Origin of the sequence: Streptomyces violaceusniger Tu 4113, assembly GCF_000147815.2 — a bacterium.
Classification (GTDB): Bacteria; Actinomycetota; Actinomycetes; order Streptomycetales; family Streptomycetaceae; genus Streptomyces; species Streptomyces violaceusniger_A.
In genome coordinates, this window is sequence record NC_015957.1 from 4,349,119 (window position 1) to 4,368,142 (window position 19,024).

The window sequence follows — 19,024 nt, forward strand, 5'->3', positions numbered from 1 at the left end:
GGGTGCTCCGTCGCGCGCCGGCAGGCTGCCGGTCAGGGGGCTGCCGCGCTGCGTGCGCGGGCGGCCTGGAAGAGGGAAGGGTCGTGGGCACACACCACCATCAGATGCTCCTGGTCGCCTTCACGGAGCTCCGCGATGCGTTCTTGGTTGGCTCTCAGCGCCTTGACGTTGTGTGCCACCAGACGCTCCTGGACCCGTAGCGAGGCGGGGACACGGGATGTGCCGTCGAGTGTCCCCGGGTGGTAGAACGTGTCCCCGCAGTGCAGGACCCAGTAGTCGCCGGTGTCCACAGCGACGGCGGCGTGTCCTCTGGTGTGGCCGGGCATGGGCACCAGCACGATGCCGTCGTCGATCTCGGTGAGTTGCTTGGCGGCTGTGAACCCGCGCCATTGATCCCCGGTCGGGTCGTGCTCCACCAGTTTTGGGCGATGGGACAGCAGGATGTGGCGGTACCGTCCTCGCTCCAGTCGTGTGGCCGGCGACAGCGCGCCTCGCACCTCGGCGGATGTCACATGGACCTGCGCGTCCGGGAAGTCCGAGAGTCCCCCGATGTGGTCCAGGTCGAAATGGGTCGTCACGATGTGTGAGACGTCCTCCGCCTGGAAGCCCAGCTCCTTGATCTGGTGCAGCGCGGTCTCCCGTACATCGAACGCCGGACGGACGATGTGGCGGACAGGGCCCACACGGCGGGCCGGTTCCGCGATGTCCTGCGTCCCGTACCCGGAGTCGACGAGCACCAGCCCGTTGCTGGTTTCGACCGCCAGTACGTGACAGACCAGATCGGCGCCCGGCAGCCGCATCGTCCCGCAGTTGAGGTGGTGGACTCTCACCCGAGGGCCTCCGTCATCTCGGCCATGGCAGTCGCACGGTTCAGGCCGGCGGCCATCACCTGGACGCGGATGGCCCCCAACTGCTCGGGGAGAGCACGTTGTTCAAGAGTCCAGTCACGTCCCTTGCCGCCGATCAGGGCAGGCATGGTCATACGGGTTCTCCTGTTTCGGGGTCGGCGGGCCGGCGTATGAAGTCGGGCGGGGTGGTGCGAAGGAGCCGCGGATCGGCTTCACCGCCGGCCATCCCGAGGGCCCCCTTGAGGATGCGGATGAGCTTCAGCAGACCGCTCGGCTTGCGTTTGTCGATCCTCGCGACGAGCTGTTTGAGGATGGTCAACTGGTCGAAGTAGATGCGCTCGGTGACCAGGTTCTCGTTCTCGTCGAAGATGAAGTAGGCGTTCATGCGGGTGCGGTGCCCGGCACCTGTCGGCGGGATCTTGCCGAGGGGGCCCAGGTGGGTGCCCATCAGCCAGAACTCGACGATGACCGCGTCGACACTGTGACGCATAGCGATGATCTCGTGGTCCTGGTCGGGGAAGGCCGCGCGTGTACCGTCGTAGTACTCGCGCACCTCCGAGTCGCCGTCGTGCACCCTCATCAACGCGATGAGCTCGTAGTGCGGATGCGGGAAGGTGGACAAGGTGGCGTCCCAGTCCTGGGCGACCTCGTCGCGGAAATGGTCGAGAACGAGCTTCTCGCGAGCGCGGAGCACGGACTCGGAGGGCAGAACAAAACGGTTCACGTAGTCGCTCGCTCTTTGGCGTGGGTGATGGTGCGATGGCTGAATGTCGGCTTGGTGCCGGGGTTTGTCCAGGCGCCGGTCAGCTCGCTGGACGGGAAGAACTGCAGGAAACGCGGGTCTTCCTGGCACGGATCGGCGAGCGTCTTCTCCAGGATGACCGAGTTGTACTGGTCGGCCGTGCTCTCGATGCTGTTGGCGTTGAGGACGACCTCCTGCCCCCACTCGCGGCTCCACTTCGCCAGACCTGGGAGCTTCGAGTGCTCCGGCGTCAGGCACTCGGCCGCTATGACGTTCTCGCTGCTGACCCATATGCCGGTCGAGGTGTTGACGACCAGAGTCTGGTTGCCGAACACGTGCCCCGGTGTCTTCACCACGGCGACGCCGGGGCCGAGGATCACCGAGCCCTCGATCGGGAGAAACGCCTCCGCCGGGACGTCACGGTAGGAGCCGGGCTGGTACCAGGGCTTTTGCAGCGGGTGGAGCTCGGCCATGCCCGCGAGTTCGTCACGCTGAACAATGACCTTGGCGTTCGGAAAGGCCGGCTCCGGCTGACCCCCGAGGTCTTCCTGATGCGCCGTGGTGCCCACCCAGCGCCGAAGGTCCTGAGTGTGAAGGTGGTCGAACAGGAGGTAGTCGATGTCTCCCGGCGCGATGTCCAGGGCGGCGAGATGGTCCAGCACCGTTCCATGCTCGGTCAGCATCCGGCGGGCGACGACGTCAGGCGTACGCTGCGCAAGCCTGTCGAAGTAGGGCGTGTACCGGCCCAGTTCGACGTCGCTGGGCTCGAACAGCAGGACACGTGACCGACCGTCGGTCTCATGCCACCGGATGACGAGCATGCGGTTGGTTATCGACAGGAATGGCGCGATCGCGCGCGACGCCCGGAAGAGACCGAATCGCGTCGGGTAGGGCAGGGTGACCAGATCGCAGGTGGTGATGGTGTCAGGCGTCCCTGTCGTCGCGAACTCTCGCTTGAACGCTGCCGCCTCCAGACGGACCGCGGCCAGCCGGGCGCCCGGCCCTCCGGGCGTCCGGCTCAGGTCGGTGAGCGTGTCGACGGGGGTGCCGATCACCGGCAGATCCACCACGTCCGCCGCACGCCACGGAAAGTTCCGCATCCGGGTCTCCAGAGTAATTCCACGCTGTGGATATTTGGTCCCACCGGTTATAGTCCACACCGTGGATTTTGGCAAGGATGAGGCATGATGAAGTGGTGACGACGCTGCCGACATCCGCCGAGAATCCACCTGGAACGCCGACACGACGCGGCCGGCCCCGCAAGGGCGCGTCCACGCTGACCAGGGCGGCCATCGTCGGGGCCACCATTTCTCTGATCGACGAGGAAGGTGTCGAGGGCGTCAGCATGCGCACCGTCGCCCGGCGGCTGGGAGTCGACGCGAAGAGCCTCTACAACTACGTCGACGGCAAGGACAGCCTCCTCGACGCCGTCGCCGAGCACATCCTGGCCGGCCTCCCACTCCCCGAACCGACGGGATCACTCGACGTGGACCTCCGCGCCATAGGGAGAACGTTCCGCGCCAGCACCCTCGCGCACCCCCGGGCCGGAGCCCTCGTCCTGACCCGGCAGCTCTCGTCCACAGCCGGTCTTCATCCCATCGACAGGGTGCTGTCGATCCTGCGTGCCGCCGGCTGCCAACCCGCTGAGGCGGTCCATCTTCTGAGGACGCTGCTGGCGTCGATCATCGGGACCCTCTTGCGCGAGGTCACGGCCGGTCCGACCTTCGGGGCGGTCGTTTCCGAGGCCGAGGCAGGGCGACGCCACGACCTCGAGTCCTCGGGAATGCCCGCGCTGGTCGAGGCGGCCCCGTACCTGGCCCACTTCAACCACGATGAGGAATTCGAGTACGCCCTCGATTTCATCGTCACCGCCGTGACGCGGAAGGCCGCTGAAGGCAAGCGGACCGACCAGACCGCACATCCGGGGTGAACGACTCGCAGCCGATCAAGCCGGCCGCAACTGGACTGATGCGTCAGTCCACTTGAGACAGACAGGCTGCGGGTGGGGTCGGCTCGCCGGGTCGGGTCTGCTGGACGGCGTGGTGCAGTGCGCTGACGAAGGCCGTGGTCGCCGGCGGATCCGGCGGGTCGCCATAGGTGGCCAGGTAGACGTGCCGCCGGAAGTCGCGGACGACGCTGGCCTCGATTCCGGGCGCGCGGTGGGTGCGCAGTGCCAGCCCTGGCATGGTGGTCACGCCCATGCCCGCGGCGACCAGTGCCTGCTGGACGATGATGTCGTCGCTGGTGTAGGCGATGGGCGGGGTGAAGCCCGCCTTGTCGCAGGCATCGAGGAACTCGTGGCGGCAGTTCTCGCAACCCGCGATCCAGGCGGAGTCGCGATTGCCTGCCAGTGTCTGGCCGGGTTCGAGGCTGAGCAGGTACATCGGGTCGTCGAAGAGATGCGTGGGGCGGATGTCGTCCGGGGTCGTGTCGTCGTAGCGGAAGACGACCGCGACGTCGACCTGCCCGGCCCGCAGCAGATCGAGTGCCACGCGCGGGTGGGCCTCGATCAGGTGCAGTTCGATGCCGGGGTGCTCGCGACGCAGGGTGCCCGCGGCGTGCGGCACCAGCGCGGCGAGCGCCGACTGGAAGCCGGCGACCCGGACGCGGCCGGTGCGCAGGCCCACCATCGCGGACAGTTCCGCGGCGGCGGTGTCGACCCGGCCGACGATCTCGGTGGCGCGGCGGGCCAGGTGCTCGCCCTCCGGGGTGAGGCGGATGCCCCGGCCGACCCGCTGGACGAGTCTGGCGCCGGTCTCGGCTTCCAGCCTGGCCAGATGATGGCTGACGGCGGGCTGGGAGTAGTTCAGGTGCTTGGCGGCCTTGGTGACCGAGCCATGCGCCGCGATCGCCGCGAGAACCCGTAACCGCAGGATATCCAGCATACATAGAGGATACGCATGAGTTAGCCAAAGTATTGTCATTAGACGAATGGGTCGGTGCGCGCGAGGCTGATCGGGACAAACCCGCTCCGTGAAGGAGGACGTGGCCATGGCCCGCTCACCGGCAACGCTCACCGACCTCGTCGTGGCCGTGCGCCAGGCGATCGACGTGCGGACCGGCTGGACGGACACCGCGGAACTGGTCGCCGATCAGCTCCGCGCGCACCTGTCCGGCCCCGGGATCCTGACGCCCGATCAGCGTCTTGGCCGGCCCGACAGGGTCGCGGGCCACCTGCTGCACGCCGAGCCCGACGGGGCGTTCTCCATACTCGGCCTGATCTGGCGCCCCGGCCAGACCACCCGGATCCACGACCACATCACCTGGTGTGTCGTGGGCGTGCTGTCGGGCATCGAGCACGAGGAACTGTTCGACGAAGCGCTCAATCCCATGGGCACGCGGGACAACCCTCCCGGCGAGGTCAGCGGCTTCGCGCCGCCCGGCGACATCCACCGCATCCGCAACGTCGGCGACGAGACCGCCATCAGCCTGCACATCTACGGCACCGACATCTCCCGCGTCGGCTCCAGCGCCCGCCGCTACTACAACTGAGGAGCTCGAACCATGGACCAGCACGCCATCGACGAGGTACTGAACCGCCCACTCAGTCAGGAACTCCTGACCCGTGACCTGGCCAGGCTGGCCTTCATTGCACTGGACGGCACCCCGCGGTCGATCCCGATCGGAATCGTCTGGAACGGCACGGAAATCGTCATGTGCACCGCGACGAACGCGCGGAAAATCCCGGCGTTGCGCCGCGATCCCGCGGTCGCGTTGACGATCGACACCGAGTCGCACCCACCGAAGGTCCTGCTCATCCGCGGCCAGGCGGAACTGGATGTCGTCGACGGCATCCCGGACGAATACTTCAAGTGGAACGGCACTTACGAGATGACGCCCGAGCAACGGGCCGAGTGGGAGGAAGGCGTGAAGTCGCTCTACGACGGCATGGTCCGAGTCGTGGTGAAGCCGACCTGGGCCAAGCTGATCGACTTCGAGACCACCCTGCCCACCGCCATCGAGGAGCTCATGCAGCGACAGAAAGAACGTCAGCCCGCCTGAACACGCACACCCGCCGCCGAACCCGGCGGCCGCCCCCGAATGGAGATCATCATGAACCACACCGACCAGCGAGGCCCTGGGCGGGGGACGATCCAGCGGATGGACAATATCGCCATCGTCGTCGACGACCTCGCGGCTGCGAAGGCGTTCTTCGTCGAACTCGGACTGGAGCTGGAAGGCGAGGCGACTGTGGAGGGCAGCGCGGTGGATCGCCTCGTCGGGCTCGAAGGAGTCCGATCGGACATCGCGATGATGCGCACCCCGGACGGCCACGGACGGCTCGAGCTGACCAAGTACCATACGCCGTCCAGCCGCGACGGCGACCCGTGCGCTCCGGCGAACACGCTGGGCGCACATCGCATCATGTTCGCCGTCGAAGACATCGACGACATCCTCGACCGTTTGCGGCCACACGGAGCCGAACTCGTCGGCGAGCTGGTGCGGTACGAGAACAGCTACCGGCTCTGCTACCTCCGCGGCCCCGCAGGCATCATGGTCGCGCTGGCCGAGCCGATCAAGTGACCGGCCGGTGAACGACCCAGCGCCGGAACAGGGCCGTCTCCAGCATCAGGGCGAACCCTTCAGCGCTCACGCAGCGAACATCCACTGCTGCCACTGATCCGTGGTTCGGCGTGACGCGCGCTCATGTCGAATGGAGTGTGTGCACGTTGGTGGATCGACATACTCTGCTCGTGTGATGGAAATCGGTTCGCGGGCGCGCAAGCTGCCGGCGCCTCCGTCTGCCGTCTGGGACTCACTCGTGGAGCCTCGTCGGCCAGGGGGCCGTCCGTGGCTCCACTTGCTGGCCGACGAAGTCGATCCCAGAGTCCTGGCCGCAGAGAAGCCCAGCCAGGCGGTGTGGTCATCGCTGTGGCCAAGCCGGCCCAATGATCAGGTACATTTCGCGCTGACGGCCTCGTGTGACGGAGGGACCTTACTGAGGTTTACCTTGCTCACCACCGACGAAGCCCCCGACCAGAGCAAGACCGGACACCTTCGGCGACGGCTCAACCAACTGCTGTTCGCTGATCTTCGTTTCTCCTATGGCCAGTGAGCGGTGACAACTGCCCAAACGTCCGCTTCTGCCGCGAGTCGCGCGATCACCGCGCGGTGGCGCCCGTGGTGGCGACGTCTGGTCTGTGTCGTCTGGTCACAGCCAGGAGTTCGGCGGCCGGGCCGGCCAGGGGGCGTTCCGATGCCCATACGGCGCGCAGGGCACGGTGCAGTTTGATGCCCTCGACCTCGACCGCCACCAGGCGGCGGTCGGCGAGGTCCGTTCGTACGGCGAGTTCGCTGATCACTGCCGGGCCGGTCCCGGCCATCACGGCGTTTCGCACGGCCGTCGCCGACCCCAGCTCCAGCAGGGGCCGGGGCTCGGCCATTCCCGCCCGGCGCAGCGCCTGGTCCAGAGTTTCGCGGGTGCCCGAGCCACGTTCACGGAGAACCAGCGGCGCGGCGGCAAGCTCGGCGACGCCCAGCGGGCGACGGCGGCGCGCCCAAGGGTGCCCCGGCGCAACGACCACGAGCAGACGGTCATGGGCGACCCGCCGAGCAGGCAATCCGGCTGGGGCCTGCGGTGACTCGATGAATCCGAGATCCACCGCGCCACTGCGCAGCAGCTCCGGGACGTGCTCGCTGTTGGTCACCTGGAGGCCCACGTACAGCTCCGGCCGCATCCGACGCAGTTCGCCGAGCCAACCCGGTACCAAGTACTCGGCCACCGTCATGCTCGCCGCGACTCTCAGCTCGGCGTCGCGCTTGGTGCGCAATGCCTCCGCGCCGGTGAGCAGACCGTCCAAGTCCTGGAGAACCTGCTGGGCCCAGACCGCCACGGCCCGACCCGCGTCGGTGAGCTGTGATCCGCGCCGGGTCCGCTCCACCAGCACGAGGCCGAGCCTGCGCTCCAGTGTGGACAGCCGCTTGCTGGCCGACGGCTGCGCGAGACCGAGCCGCGCCGCCGCCCTGCTCAGACTTCCGACGTCTCCCACAAGGACGAGCAGACGCAGCGATTCCAGATCCGGCAACTGGCTCATAGCTCCAGCGTATGGCTCCGGGCCTGTCATGCCCTTGGGGTATGACGTCCTCACCTATTGACCGGTACCGCGCTCGGCGCAGCACGATGACGATCAGGGCATGACCAAACCAGGACACGTTGTCGAGCGTGCCGCAGACGCCGCCAGGCCAGTTCGTTCACTGGCCCCGGGGCTGTTCGTAGTGGCTATCGGCACGGCTGCCGCGTTCTCTCTCAACAAGCTGGTGCCTGCCGTGAGCGCGCTTACCGTCGCGGTGGTCCTCGGAGTCGCCGTGGGAGGTCGCCTTCCGACGAAGACCCAGGAAGGTCTGGGCTGGGCGACGAAAAAGCTTCTGCGCCTCGGCGTCGTTCTGCTCGGGCTTCAGCTCGGGCTCGGCGAGGTCTTCGGGCTCGGTGTGGGCAAGGTGCTGGCGGTCGTGGTCACCGTGCTCGTGACCTTCTTCGGAACCCTCCTGCTCGGTCGGCTGATCCGAGTGTCGCGGGGACTCGCGCTGATGGTGGCGACCGGATTCTCCATCTGCGGGGCGTCGGCGATCGCGGCAATGGACAGCGTCACCGAAAGCGACAAAGAGGACGTAGCGACTGCTGTCACACTCGTGACCCTTTACGGAAGCGCCGCGATCGCGCTCGTACCGTTCGTCGGTGAGGCGCTGGGAATGAGTCCCGAGCACCTCGGGTCCTGGGCAGGACTTTCCGTTCACGAAGTCGCTCAGGTCGTCGCGGCCGCGTCACCGGCGGGGGCCGGGGCGGTTGCCATCGCTGTCGTCACCAAGCTGACCAGGGTCGTCCTGCTCGCCCCGATGGTCGCCGGCGTCAGCATCGTTCAGCGCCGACAAGGCGGGGCCGCTACGGGGAAACGTCCGCCGACCGTTCCGCTGTTCGTCCTCGGATTCCTGATGATGATGCTGGTTCGCAGCAGCGGTATCGTGCCGTCGACCGCGCTGTCCGTGGTCAAAGTCGTCACCACGCTGCTCTTCGCCGCCGCACTGTTCGGGCTGGGCAGCGGCGTCAAGATCGGTGCGCTGCTTCGGGCGGGAAGGCGAGGCCTTGCCCTGGGCGCTTTGTCCACGCTTCTCGTCGCGGTTGTCGGCTATGCCGCGCTGGCCGTCGTCGGTGTGTGATCGCGACTGATCCTCTCGCCCGGCACAGCACTGCGCCGACGCCACGAGCCGCAACGCCGACACGCAGCCACACTTTGATTCGGTCGCGCGGTACCGGGGAGCGAATTCCTCTCGACGAACCGTTCGATGGAGGTAGGGGTCGAGGTGCGGGCGGTACGAGGCTGATCTGTTCGTAGGTGAGGTCGTCCGCACCTACGGCCTGCGCGATCGCGTCCGTGGCTTCCCGCATGCTCACGTCGCGTTCACCCTGGAGCTCCAGGACCTCCGTACCGCGCCAGGTGCCGGTGGCAAGCTCCTTCGCGGCTCCGACCCCGATATCGCGGGTGGCGACGAAGGGCAGCGGCAGGTCGGGGTCGAAGGGGGCGCTGATGCGGTGGAGGTCCCTGACAACGCCGATGTGGTCCAGCAGGTTCTCCATGAAGTAGCCGGCCCGAAGCCACAGCGTGTCCACTCCAGGGGCGGCCGAGAGGGCCCGTTCGAGGCGATGGAGCCCGGTGACCGGGCCGGTGCCCTCGACGTGTTGGGCTCCCCAGCTGCTGAGCCCGACGACGCGGCCCACACCGGACGCGGTTACCGCCTTGGTCAGGGAGGCCGTCACGCCCGGCGCGGAGTGGACCCGTCATGGTGGTGACCTAACGGGACTGATCGAAGAGCCAGTCGATGACGACGTCGTTCTCATAGGTCTGTGCCCACGCGAAATGTGGGCTCACCGGCGTCGTTCCGGGTGTGTAGCTCGTGAACAGCGCATGGCTGCCGGTCCTGCGGGCCCGGTTCAGCAGGGCCCTGGACCGGGCTTCGAACTCCGCTTTCGGCAGGTCGTTGGCCCACTCCCCGCGGGTGATGGGTGCACCGGCGCTCTCCAGCGCGTTCATCAGCGTCCAGGTGCCGGGCTTTCCGAACCGTCCCTCGCGGTAGGGGACCACCGGGTCGTCGATGGAGTGATCGGCCCAGATCGGGATGTGCGTGATCCTGTCCATGGTGGACGGGTCGCCCCACCCGGCGGTGGCCAGGGCCGCGGCGAAGGTGTGGGGATGCCTCGGGAGCAGGTTGAAGATGCCTCGCGCACCCGATGACAGGCCGACGAGATAGCGCCGATCCGCGTCGACGGGGCGCTGCGTTGTGAAGGTGTCGATGAGTTCGACCAGCGCCGTTCGGACCCTGGGGTCGGTCCAGTCCGTACCGTCGGGTCCGTCCATGGGGCGGGGGAGTGGGATCTGGGGGGCCAGCACGAACGCCGGGTGCCGACGCTGGCGTTCCGGCTTGGCGAAGGTGACGGCGACGCGATTGGCGGTGAGCTGGGTCATGTTGTTGTCGGCGACCTCGCCGCCGCCGTGCAGGGTGACGACGAGCGGATACCGGGTGGCCGCGCCCGGACTCCGCACGAACCCTTCCGGCTGGTACAGCCGGAAGGCCAGCTCGAATCCCGTGGAGTCGGTGAACGATCCCGCCGTCAGGTCGTCCACCACCGGGGTGATGACGTCGTCGTTGCGGATCGCCAACGGACCGGCTGCGAGCACCAGGTCGCCGCCGGGGGTCTTCACATCGGCAACCTGCCTGACGGCGTAGGCGCGATGGAGCGGCAGCGGATCGGTGCCGGCGGCCTGCGCATTGGCGTCGTCCGGGTCGAGCTCGATGATGAGGTATCTGCCCGGACGTCCCGCGTGCGGGAGGTCGTCCGTCCCGGCCACGGTGTTCGGGTAGACCCGGCTGACCGTTCGGGCCGCGCGCTGCCCGCCGAGGTCGGCGGTGACCTGGAACGCGGAGGGTGGGATGACGCCGCCGCGCAGGTCGATGGGGTTCGCGTAGCGGATGGCGACGGCGGTCACCCGCCAGTTGTTCCTGGGCGTCACCCGTGTGATGAGGGTGGTCCGCAGAGCGGGACCGGCTCCGGACGCCTTCGGTCGTCCCGGCGCCGGGGCATCGGCTGCCGCGGTGGCCGCGTTGATCACCATCGACGCGGTGACGGTACCCCCGGCCATGGTGAGCGCCGTACGTCTGGTGATCCGTTTCATGGGTCCTCCGTAAGGTGTCGGGCAGCCGGAGAGGGCCGGATGTGGAGCCGGCCGTCTGGTGGGGTGAACCGAGGATGAGCCGTACGGTGTGGTGAGCGCCGACACGTGGCCGGGCGGCGTCGTTCCGGGGGCGAGGCAGGTGGCGGGCGTCGCCCTGCCACGGTGAGTCTCCAAGCCGTGTCCAAGCGGTGTCCAGCATCGGACCGGGATCTGTCGATGCGTCATACGCATCAATCCGGCCGTGTGCTCGGGCGCACCAAGCAAGCGGTTCGACTCCCGCGGTTTTCTTATGCGTAAACGACAGCTTCATATCCGGGGGCGAGGGGTGGCCGTGTCTCCCCGCACACCCGAAGCTCTTGTTGCATGCATGCCAATACTCTGGCGCACGGCCCTCACCGCCGAAGGGATCGCCACATGCGTTCAGCGCCGCCTCCACCTCCGCCCAGCGGGGCGCCCGCTGAGAAGGAATCAGCCCCCCGCTCGGTGACCGGCCGGGTTCTCAGCGTGCTGGACGCGTTCGCCGGAGAACGCCGTCGGCTGACTCTCTCGGACATCAGCCGGCGAACCGGAATGCCGCTGGCCACCACGCACCGGCTGGTCGGCGAGCTGTTGTCCTGGGGTGCACTCGAACGGAACCGGAACGGCCGCTACGAGATCGGCCTGCACTTGTGGGCGGTCGCTGCCACGGCCCCACGATGGCTGGAACTGAGAGACCTGGCGACGCCCTTCCTCCGGGGCCTGAACCGGAAGACCGGGGGACAGCAGGTTCGGCTGACGGTGCTGGACGGCATGGAGACGGTGCTCGTCGAGCGGATCGGTGCCCCGGCCGCCGACGGAGCGGGCGAACCGGTCGGCGGCCGGCGCCCGGCGCACGCCACCGGTGACGGCCTGGTGCTCCTCGCGTACGCCGGGGCGACCGCCCAGGAACGCTATCTGGCCCACCATGCCCTGACGACCGGTCTGCGGCGCGTGCTCGCCGAGGTGGAGCGGACAGGCTGCGCGGTGAACGGCCGGTGGCCCGGTCCGGGGTTCAGGGCGTCGGCCGCGGCTCCCGTGCGGGACGCGATGGGCGAGGTCGTGGCCGCGGTGTCCGTCCTCCCGGGGACCTCCGGCGCCGGACAGAGCGTGCTCGCGCCGGAAGTCAGGGCTACCGGCCGGGCCATCTCCCGAGCGTTGCGTCATCGTCATCGGCAGAACGGCGCGTGAGCCGACGCCTCCAGAGGGCGTGAACGTGGCTGGAGCGGGCAGAACGGGCGGCTCGTGAGGACGGCTCCCGCGGCGGACCGCGGGAGCCGTGCGTGCGAGGTCCTGCTCAGAACGGGCAGGTGTCCTGCCAGCGCGTGACCAGGGCCGGGCTGTTCTTGTCCGCTTCCCGCGCGGCACCGCACAGGAACGGGCTGAAGCGGGTGTCGCCGTACAACCAGCGGCTGAAGAACGACACGATCCACTTGCCCTGCTTGGCCTTGTTGCCGTAGCCGGTCATCGGGCAGAGGTGGTCGCCGGGAACCTCGATGTAGAGCTTCTCGGCCTGGGACATCGAGTTGTACCAGGGCAGCGCGTAGGTGTTGCCGTGCGCGACGGGGTCGCTCTGACAGGTCATGAAGAAGGTGGGGTCGGTCACTCCGGAGAAATTCTGATTCGGGTTGTACGGTGCCAGCGGCACGCCCGCCTTGAAGCGGGAGTCGTCCCGGAGGGCCACCATGACACCGCCGCCGCCCATCGAGTGACCGGCCGCACCGAGTGTGCCGTTCACCTTCCCGTGGATCGGGTTGCCGAAGGCGGAACCGAACGAGATCAACTGGGTACCGGCGGCGCTGATCTGGCGGCCGCGCGACGCGGGATCGTCGCCCAGCGTATAGGTGCCGACGTTGATGACGACGAAGCCCCAGGAAGCGAGGCGGGGCGTGAGCCACTGCAGGTTCTGCTGGGTCCCTTGATAGCCCGGCATCAGCACGACGCCCGGGTACGAGCCACTGGCCGTCGGGTAGGTGATGGTGCCGGACCCGTACCCGCTCGGATGGGGAACGGTGTAGGTGGCGGTGGCCAGCGGCCCGTTCGTGGCCTCGAGCGAAGCGGCGGTCGGATTCGGGATCGTCGCGAGGACGGCAGCGCTGTCGGTGGACGAGCCGGTCGCGGGCCTGCTCCGGGGCTGCCGCTCGGCGGCCGCGGTCGGTGTGACGGAGGCGGTCAACAGCGCGGTGGCGAGGGTGGTCGCCAGCACGATCAGCACGGCCACGGCGCGGGAGCGGGACCGTAACGGTGAAGTCCTTCTGGGCGAACGATGAGTTGGACGCATCAAGAGACCTCCAGGACGCTGCGCGGGTGCGCGCTGCCGGAAGTGCAGCGCGTCCGCAACGTAAATCGCGCCGGAGACACCCGGAAGTCGGGTTTCTGCCCAGCGGAAGGGTCCTGCTAGCCACCCGCCGCGGCACGGCGCAGCAGTGGGGTGAGGCGGTGCGGCACCAGTTCGCGCATGGCCAGGGCCGTCGTGGTGCGCTCGATGCCGGGGATGGCGAGGATCTGTCCCGCGATTCCGTACAGGGCCTCCACATCCGTGGCGACCACCCGTATGAGCAGATCCGTCTCACCGCTGAGGCCGAAGACCTCCACGACCTCGTCGATGCCCGCCAGCGCCTCGGACACCTCGGCCAACCGGTGCTGATGCACCCGCGCGGTGACGAACGCGGTGAGGGGATGGCCCAGCGTCTTCGGGGTGATCCGGCGCTCGAAGGAGTCCAGCGCGCCGCCCTGTTCCAATCTGGCCACCCGGGCCTGGACGGTGTTGCGGGACAACCCCAGTTGCTCGGCCAGGGCGACGATGGTGGCTCGTGGATCGGCGGCAAGGGCGAGCAGGATCCGCGCGTCGGTGGCGTCCACGCCTCGCTCATCGCTCATAGTGTCCAATCGATGTCTCTCATCCGACTCGGAGTCTGAGCAGAATGCTCAGTCCTACGGGGACATGTTGTGCACCCCAGGGATTATCTGTCTACTGGCAGAGCACAACGTCAAATTTTCGCGGAAGCAAGGTGCGGACAGTGGGGTGCGCTCTGTGACGGTCGTGAACTCGGAGCTGAGGTCAGTCGGCGGCAAGGGCTCGGGCGTTGCCCGGGAGGCGGAGCTCGCCGCGCTCGAGGCGGTCGAACGGCGCGTGCTGTGGCTGTCCACGGCGATCATCGATCATGCCAACCGGGTGCGGCCGAACCCCTCGGGGCTGAAGGTCGGCGGTCACCAGGCGTCCAGTGCCTCGATGACCTCGATCATGACGGCGCTGTGGTTCCACGCGCTGACCTCCGAGGACCGGGTGTCGGTCAAGCCCCACGCCTCGCCCGTGCTGCATGCGATCAACTACCTGCTGGGTGAGCTGGACGAGTCCTACCTGACCACCCTGCGCGCCTTCGGGGGCCTGCAGAGCTACCCCAGCCGGTCCAAGGATCCCGACCCGGTCGACTACTCCACCGGCTCGGTCGGCATCGGCGCCACCGCGCCCTTGTGGGGTGCCATCGCGCGGCGCTACGCGGAGGGGCATTTCGGCGGGGCCGGTACGGGACGGCAGTACTCTCTGCTGGGCGACGCGGAACTGGACGAGGGCGCGATCTGGGAGGCGATCCAGGACCCGATGGTGCCGGGCCTGGGCGAGGTGGTGTGGGTCGTCGACCTGAACCGGCAGTCTCTGGACCGCGTGGTGCCCGGTATCGCCGCGGAGCGGCTGCGGGGCATGTTCACCGCGGCCGGCTGGCAGGTGATCAACCTCAAGTACGGGCAGCTCCTGCAGGAGTTGTTCGCACGGCCGGGCGGCGAGGCGCTGCGCGCCCGTATCGACGCCATGGGCAACCCCGAATACCAGCGCCTGCTGCGGTGTTCCGCCGACGAATTGCGTGAGCGCCTGCCCGGCACCGGCTCCACGGCCGGGCCGATCGCCGACCTCATCGCGCCACTGGACGACGCCTCGCTGCTGGCAGCGGTGCGCAATCTGGGCGGCCACGACATCCGCGCCCTCATGGACGCGTACGACGCCGTCGACGACACCCGCCCGACCGTGATCTTCGCGTACACGGTCAAGGGCTGCGGGCTGCCCACCGAGGGCCATCCGCAGAACCATTCCTCGCTGCTGACCGGCGACCAGATGAAGGCATTGGCCGACCGCCTGGGGACGGACCTCGACCGCCCCTGGGCGGCCTTCGGGGACGGCTCGCCGGAAGCGGCCCTGTGCGCGGCGGCCGCCGATCGGCTGCGCCGCCCCGGACACGCGTCGCGGCGGCCCCCCGAGGTGCCCGCCGACCTGGCCCGCCCGGCACCGACCGGTACCGGCAACACCCAGCAGGCGCTCGGGCGCGTCCTGCTGGACCTCACCCGGCGGGCGCCGGAGGCGGCGGAACGGATCGTCACCGTCAGCCCCGACGTCAGTTCCAGCACCAATCTCGGTGGCTGGCTCAACAAGGTCGGGGTGTGGTCGCCGACCGAGCGCCCCAACTGGTTCGCCGACGACGCCGAGACGATCCTGCACTGGCGGGAGCGGCCCACGGGCCAGCATGTGGAGCTGGGCATAGCGGAGACCAACCTGGTCGGCCTGCTCGGCGAACTGGGCACCACCTGGAGCCGCTGGGGCCAGCCGCTGCTGCCGATCGGTGTGGTCTACGACCCCTTCGTCAACCGGGCCCTGGAGCCGTGGTCCTTCGGTATCTACGCCGGTGGCCAGTCGATCCTGGTCGGCACGCCGTCCGGCGTCACGCTCGCCCCCGAGGGCGGTGCGCACCAGTCGATCACCACTCCGTCACTCGGTATCGAGCAGCCCGGCTGTGTCACCTATGAACCCGCGTTCGCGATCGACACCGAATGGTGTCTGCTCGCCGCGCTCGGCAACCTCGGTCGGCCGGACGGGAGTTCGGCCTACCTGCGGCTGTCCACCCGGCCCGTCGACCAGTCCGCGGCCGCGGTGCCGACCGACCCGGCCGCGCGTGAGCGCCGCCGCCGGCACGCGGTCGCCGGAGCCTATCGGCTGAGGCAGCACGAGCACCCGGTGGTGACCCTCGCCGCGATGGGCGCACTGGTCCCCGAGGCCCTGGCCGCCGCCGACCGGCTCGCCGCCCTCGGCCACGGCGCCGATGTCGTGTGCGTGACCAGCCCGGACCTGCTCTTCCGCGCGCTGCAGGCCCGCCGCGGCCTGTCAAAGGACCCGACCTGGATCCTCGACCAGGTCTTCCCCGCCGAACGGACCACGCCTCTGGTCACCGTGCTGGACGGCCACCCGCACACCCTGTCCTTCCTGGGCACGATCCGGAACACGCCCGTCACCACCCTCGGCGTGACCCGGTTCGGCCAGTCCGGTGCGATCGAGGACGTCTACCGCTACCACGGCATCGACAGCGACGGCATCGTCGCCGCGGCGCTGGACCACGTCGAGTAAGGCGAGAGGGCCGGAGGCTCGCCGACTCGCACCTTCGAGGTGCCGCGCATACGAGGGTGCCGTCCGGTGGCTGACGGCACCCTCGTATCCGCGGCCTTTCCAGCCGTTTCCCCGCGCCTGCGTCCGGTGTTATCTCGGCATCTCCGTCGATGTGCCGTTCACCGTTCCGGTGGCCCTCGTGGGGCGCTCCAGGATGCCCCGGGCGTCGGGCGGGGCCGGTTCCGGGGCGCCGGTGGTGTGCTGCGGGCCCGTGGACTCGGCGGCACCGGCGCCGCCGTTCGCGGTGCCGTTGTGCGGCTGCGCCGACCCGTTGATCTTCTCGATCGCCTGCCGGGCCTGCTCACCGGGGGAGCGGGCCGCCAACGGCGGTGCGGGGTGGGGCGCCGTGGCCGCGGGCTGGGGCCGCTCCCGCTCGGGTTTGGCGTGGACGCCGATGGTGTGGGTCCCCTGGCGCAGCCGATGGCTGACCGCCTCGTCCAGGCTCACCGGCCGCTGCGACTGGGCCGCCAGCCGGCCGGCCTCCTGGCCCAGCGCGGCGACCACTTCCCAGGGCAGATGGAGCACCAGGCGGACTTCGGCGTCGCCATCCGGCAGCGCCTGGATGGGAGGGATGAACCGGTCATTCATGGACGGGGCCTCCGGTCTCGGTATCGGCCTGTGCGGGCGGCGCGCGTCCCATGGGCAGGACGCACACAGAGCGATACGGAGAACCGGCCCCTGGTGTTCACCCGTGCGACGGCGATCCTTCTCCCCGCCCCGTGCCCGGGCGCCTCGCCGCCCTGCGCCCCAGGCTCCTCGCCGCCCCGGTGCCGTCAGTTCTTGCTGAGCAGGATCGTCACCGTCGCCAGGATCGCCGCCAGCACCAGCATGGCGATGCCGTAAATCAGCCGCTGCGACCGCAGGACGGGGAGGAACGCGTCGAGGGAGATCCGGCCGGCTCCGGTGAGCGCGAGCCCGGCGGCGCCGACGCCGACGAGCAGCGGGAACTCGAAACCGCCGAAATAGCCGAGCGGCGTGGCGGCGGCGACGGCGTTGGCCATCGTGCCCGCGACGGCCGCACCGGCGAGCGGGGTGAGCAGCCCCACGGCGAGGGCGAGGCCGCCGAAGGTCTCGGTGAGCCCGGCGATCACGGCCATGGCCTTGGGCGCCGGATAGCCGAACTGCGCGAACGCCACGGCCGTCTTGTCGATGCCCAGGCCGCCCCACCAGCCGAAGAGGTGCTGTGCGCCGCGCGCGGCGACGATCAGCCCGACGCCGAGCCGGAGGACCAGCAGACCGACATCATGGGCTCGGAGCACATGCGCCGCCGTCCTGGGCGAGGCCGGGGCGGGTGCGGTGGCGTTCTCGGGGTGGGAATCAGTCATGGCGCCCTCGTCTGGTCGGGCTCGGCGCGGGTCGCCGAGCCGAGATCCGATATGCACCCTAAATACTTTTTACTCCACCGAGCTGCGGGGTTCAATCCGGGCGCCCGTCGTCCGGGCGCCCGTCGGCGGCGGAGCGGCCTCCGCGCGAGCCGCCGGGCCGCAGCCGCGTCAGCACCAGGAGCGCCGCCCCGGCCAGACAGCAGCCCCCGGCCGCCATCAGGGCCGCGTCGACGGCCGCGGCCGTGGCGGCGCCGTGTGCGTCGGCGGCGGGCCCGGACAGGGCCACCCCCAGCCCCGCCGCCGTGGTGATGACCGTCTTGGTCACCCCCGACGCCTCCCCGGCGCGCTCGGGCCGCACCACCGCCTGGGTGGCGATGAGCGTCAGGGTGCCCGCGACCCCGAGCGCGGCCCCGCACCCCGTGACCGCGACGAGGAAGACTGCCAGGGTCGGCGCCGCGGCGGCGACGCCCAGCGCCACCGCCCCCAACACCACGGCCCCGGCCATCGCCCGCACTGCGTCCGCCGTGCGGATCCGCCCCGCAACCGGCCCGGCCAGCGCCATCGCCGCCGCCGGGGCCAGGAAGGCCACCCCCGCGCCCGTCGCCGACAGCCGCCACGGCCCCTGCAACGCCAGGGGCACGACGAACAGGACGACCACGGTCGCGGCATTGGCCGCCGCCCCGGCCGCCGTGAGAGCCATAAAGCGCCGGTTGCCGAACAGGGCGAGATCCACCAGCGGACGCACCGCCGCCCGCTCATGCCGTACGAAGACGACCCCGAGCCCGATCGCCAGCGCCAGGGCCACCGCCGAGCGGCCCGAGGCCCAGCCCCACACCTGCCCCCGGTCGACCAGGACCGCGAGCGCCGCGAGCGCGCCGGTCGCCGTGACCAGCCCCGCCGCGTCCACGGACGCCGGTGCGGTGGTGTCCCGCGACTCCCCGGCCCGTGCCGCGCACACCACGGCGACCAGCGCGAGCGGCACGTTCAGCCAGCACACCGCCCGCCAGGACACCGCCTCGGTGAGCACCCCGCCGACGTACGGCCCGCACACCGTGGCCACGCCCCCGATCCCCAGCGCCCGGCCCATGACCCGCCCCCGCGCACCGGGCGGGCAGGCGTTCGTCAGCAGGGCGAGACCGGCCGGCATGGCCATCGCCCCGCCCGCGCCCTGCACCACCCGCGCGCCCACCAGCACCGGAAGCGACGGGGCCAGCGCACAGACCAGCGACGCCCCGCCGAACACCGCAAGCCCCGCCGTCAGCAACCGGCGGCGGCCGTACAGATCGCCCAGCCGCCCCGCGCCCGCCATCAGCGCGCCGGCCGCGAGCAGATACCCGCTCACCACCCACTGCAGGCCGCCTCCCGCCGCCCCCAGATCCCGCCCGATCCCGGGCAGGGCCAGGTTCAGCGCGAAAGCGTCCAGTTGGACGCAGAACACGGTCGCGGACACCGCCGCCAGCGCCCATCGCCCCGCGGACCCGCCACTTACCGCCGTCATC

Annotated in this window: 19 protein-coding genes; 7 read left to right on the top strand and 12 right to left on the bottom strand. The window is 69.7% G+C overall.

Annotation, left to right across the window (positions count from 1 at the left end):
- Nucleotides 1-32: 32 nt before the first annotated feature.
- From STRVI_RS18310 to STRVI_RS18320, 4 genes are read right to left on the bottom strand one after another with little or no spacing between them, the layout of a single operon-like run.
- On the bottom strand, nucleotides 33-830 hold the full coding sequence (locus STRVI_RS18310; protein WP_014057159.1) for an MBL fold metallo-hydrolase: 798 nt from the start codon (nucleotides 828-830) through the stop codon (nucleotides 33-35).
- Nucleotides 827-982: a hypothetical protein gene (locus tag STRVI_RS52720; RefSeq protein ID WP_014057160.1), complete on the bottom strand. Its 156-nt coding sequence runs from the start codon at nucleotides 980-982 to the stop codon at nucleotides 827-829. The genes STRVI_RS18310 and STRVI_RS52720 overlap by 4 nt, the downstream gene beginning before the upstream one ends.
- Entirely contained in the window at nucleotides 979-1,572 is a 594-nt protein-coding gene (locus STRVI_RS18315; protein WP_014057161.1) for an ester cyclase, read from the bottom strand. The genes STRVI_RS52720 and STRVI_RS18315 overlap by 4 nt, the downstream gene beginning before the upstream one ends.
- A complete protein-coding gene (locus STRVI_RS18320; RefSeq protein ID WP_251982655.1) occupies nucleotides 1,569-2,765 on the bottom strand; it encodes a hypothetical protein in 1,197 nt (398 codons plus the stop codon). The genes STRVI_RS18315 and STRVI_RS18320 overlap by 4 nt, the downstream gene beginning before the upstream one ends.
- Nucleotides 2,766-2,767: 2 nt before the next feature.
- On the opposite strand from STRVI_RS18320, the gene STRVI_RS18325 reads away from it, so the two are divergent.
- Nucleotides 2,768-3,520 (top strand): TetR/AcrR family transcriptional regulator, encoded by a 753-nt coding sequence (locus tag STRVI_RS18325; RefSeq protein ID WP_014057163.1) that lies wholly within the window; start codon nucleotides 2,768-2,770, stop codon nucleotides 3,518-3,520.
- Nucleotides 3,521-3,563: 43 nt separating this feature from the next.
- On the opposite strand, the gene STRVI_RS18330 is transcribed toward STRVI_RS18325, so the two are convergent.
- Entirely contained in the window at nucleotides 3,564-4,475 is a 912-nt protein-coding gene (locus STRVI_RS18330) for a LysR family transcriptional regulator (RefSeq protein ID WP_014057164.1), read from the bottom strand.
- A gap of 106 nt (nucleotides 4,476-4,581) precedes the next feature.
- Between STRVI_RS18330 and STRVI_RS18335 the strand changes: the two genes are divergently transcribed.
- From STRVI_RS18335 to STRVI_RS18345, 3 genes are read left to right on the top strand one after another with little or no spacing between them, the layout of a single operon-like run.
- Entirely contained in the window at nucleotides 4,582-5,082 is a 501-nt protein-coding gene (locus tag STRVI_RS18335) for a cysteine dioxygenase family protein (protein ID WP_014057165.1), read from the top strand.
- 12 nt (nucleotides 5,083-5,094) lie between these two features.
- Nucleotides 5,095-5,592 (top strand): pyridoxamine 5'-phosphate oxidase family protein, encoded by a 498-nt coding sequence (locus STRVI_RS18340; RefSeq protein WP_014057166.1) that lies wholly within the window; start codon nucleotides 5,095-5,097, stop codon nucleotides 5,590-5,592.
- Nucleotides 5,593-5,643: 51 nt separating this feature from the next.
- Nucleotides 5,644-6,114, top strand: coding sequence for a VOC family protein (locus STRVI_RS18345; protein ID WP_014057167.1), 471 nt, complete (start codon nucleotides 5,644-5,646; stop codon nucleotides 6,112-6,114).
- 578 nt (nucleotides 6,115-6,692) lie between these two features.
- Here the strand turns inward: STRVI_RS18345 and STRVI_RS18350 are convergent.
- Nucleotides 6,693-7,625, bottom strand: coding sequence for a LysR family transcriptional regulator (locus tag STRVI_RS18350; protein WP_014057169.1), 933 nt, complete (start codon nucleotides 7,623-7,625; stop codon nucleotides 6,693-6,695).
- A gap of 100 nt (nucleotides 7,626-7,725) precedes the next feature.
- Here STRVI_RS18350 and STRVI_RS18355 point away from each other — a divergent pair, with 100 nt between their 5' ends.
- A complete protein-coding gene (locus STRVI_RS18355) occupies nucleotides 7,726-8,745 on the top strand; it encodes a YeiH family protein (protein ID WP_014057170.1) in 1,020 nt (339 codons plus the stop codon).
- A 632-nt stretch (nucleotides 8,746-9,377) separates the two neighbouring features.
- Here STRVI_RS18355 and STRVI_RS18360 read toward each other — a convergent pair.
- Complete coding sequence (locus tag STRVI_RS18360) at nucleotides 9,378-10,757, bottom strand: PHB depolymerase family esterase (protein ID WP_014057171.1); 1,380 nt, start codon at nucleotides 10,755-10,757, stop codon at nucleotides 9,378-9,380.
- A gap of 483 nt (nucleotides 10,758-11,240) precedes the next feature.
- On the opposite strand from STRVI_RS18360, the gene STRVI_RS18365 reads away from it, so the two are divergent.
- Nucleotides 11,241-11,963, top strand: a complete 723-nt coding sequence (locus STRVI_RS18365; protein ID WP_043236105.1) for an IclR family transcriptional regulator — start codon at nucleotides 11,241-11,243, stop codon at nucleotides 11,961-11,963.
- Between the two features lie 106 nt (nucleotides 11,964-12,069).
- On the opposite strand, the gene STRVI_RS18370 is transcribed toward STRVI_RS18365, so the two are convergent.
- Nucleotides 12,070-12,993 carry a poly(ethylene terephthalate) hydrolase family protein gene (locus STRVI_RS18370; protein ID WP_251982656.1) on the bottom strand — a complete coding sequence of 308 codons (924 nt, stop codon included), beginning with the start codon at nucleotides 12,991-12,993 and terminating at the stop codon, nucleotides 12,070-12,072.
- A gap of 176 nt (nucleotides 12,994-13,169) precedes the next feature.
- Nucleotides 13,170-13,652, bottom strand: a complete 483-nt coding sequence (locus tag STRVI_RS18375; protein ID WP_043236107.1) for an Lrp/AsnC family transcriptional regulator — start codon at nucleotides 13,650-13,652, stop codon at nucleotides 13,170-13,172.
- Nucleotides 13,653-13,815: 163 nt separating this feature from the next.
- On the opposite strand from STRVI_RS18375, the gene STRVI_RS18380 reads away from it, so the two are divergent.
- Nucleotides 13,816-16,161, top strand: a complete 2,346-nt coding sequence (locus STRVI_RS18380; RefSeq protein WP_353477073.1) for a transketolase-like TK C-terminal-containing protein — start codon at nucleotides 13,816-13,818, stop codon at nucleotides 16,159-16,161.
- A gap of 129 nt (nucleotides 16,162-16,290) precedes the next feature.
- On the opposite strand, the gene STRVI_RS18385 is transcribed toward STRVI_RS18380, so the two are convergent.
- From STRVI_RS18385 to STRVI_RS18395, 3 genes are all read right to left on the bottom strand, one after another.
- Nucleotides 16,291-16,788 carry a hypothetical protein gene (locus STRVI_RS18385; protein WP_014057176.1) on the bottom strand — a complete coding sequence of 166 codons (498 nt, stop codon included), beginning with the start codon at nucleotides 16,786-16,788 and terminating at the stop codon, nucleotides 16,291-16,293.
- Between the two features lie 185 nt (nucleotides 16,789-16,973).
- Entirely contained in the window at nucleotides 16,974-17,525 is a 552-nt protein-coding gene (locus tag STRVI_RS18390; RefSeq protein WP_014057177.1) for a DoxX family protein, read from the bottom strand.
- Between the two features lie 91 nt (nucleotides 17,526-17,616).
- On the bottom strand, nucleotides 17,617-19,023 hold the full coding sequence (locus STRVI_RS18395; RefSeq protein ID WP_014057178.1) for an MFS transporter: 1,407 nt from the start codon (nucleotides 19,021-19,023) through the stop codon (nucleotides 17,617-17,619).
- Nucleotide 19,024: the final 1 nt, after the last annotated feature.

Bases quoted from the DNA above. Each gene is read 5' to 3' on its own strand.
- STRVI_RS52720 (WP_014057160.1), bottom strand. From the start codon at position 982: ATGACCATGCCTGCCCTGATCGGCGGCAAGGGACGTGACTGGACTCTT.
- STRVI_RS18325 (WP_014057163.1), top strand. From the start codon at position 2,768: ATGAGGCATGATGAAGTGGTGACGACGCTGCCGACATCCGCCGAGAAT.
- STRVI_RS18330 (WP_014057164.1), bottom strand. From the start codon at position 4,475: ATGCTGGATATCCTGCGGTTACGGGTTCTCGCGGCGATCGCGGCGCAT.
- STRVI_RS18335 (WP_014057165.1), top strand. From the start codon at position 4,582: ATGGCCCGCTCACCGGCAACGCTCACCGACCTCGTCGTGGCCGTGCGC.
- STRVI_RS18340 (WP_014057166.1), top strand. From the start codon at position 5,095: ATGGACCAGCACGCCATCGACGAGGTACTGAACCGCCCACTCAGTCAG.
- STRVI_RS18345 (WP_014057167.1), top strand. From the start codon at position 5,644: ATGAACCACACCGACCAGCGAGGCCCTGGGCGGGGGACGATCCAGCGG.
- STRVI_RS18350 (WP_014057169.1), bottom strand. From the start codon at position 7,625: ATGAGCCAGTTGCCGGATCTGGAATCGCTGCGTCTGCTCGTCCTTGTG.
- STRVI_RS18355 (WP_014057170.1), top strand. From the start codon at position 7,726: ATGACCAAACCAGGACACGTTGTCGAGCGTGCCGCAGACGCCGCCAGG.
- STRVI_RS18360 (WP_014057171.1), bottom strand. From the start codon at position 10,757: ATGAAACGGATCACCAGACGTACGGCGCTCACCATGGCCGGGGGTACC.
- STRVI_RS18375 (WP_043236107.1), bottom strand. From the start codon at position 13,652: ATGAGCGATGAGCGAGGCGTGGACGCCACCGACGCGCGGATCCTGCTC.
- STRVI_RS18385 (WP_014057176.1), bottom strand. From the start codon at position 16,788: ATGAATGACCGGTTCATCCCTCCCATCCAGGCGCTGCCGGATGGCGAC.
- STRVI_RS18390 (WP_014057177.1), bottom strand. From the start codon at position 17,525: ATGACTGATTCCCACCCCGAGAACGCCACCGCACCCGCCCCGGCCTCG.
- STRVI_RS18395 (WP_014057178.1), bottom strand. From the start codon at position 19,023: ATGACGGCGGTAAGTGGCGGGTCCGCGGGGCGATGGGCGCTGGCGGCG.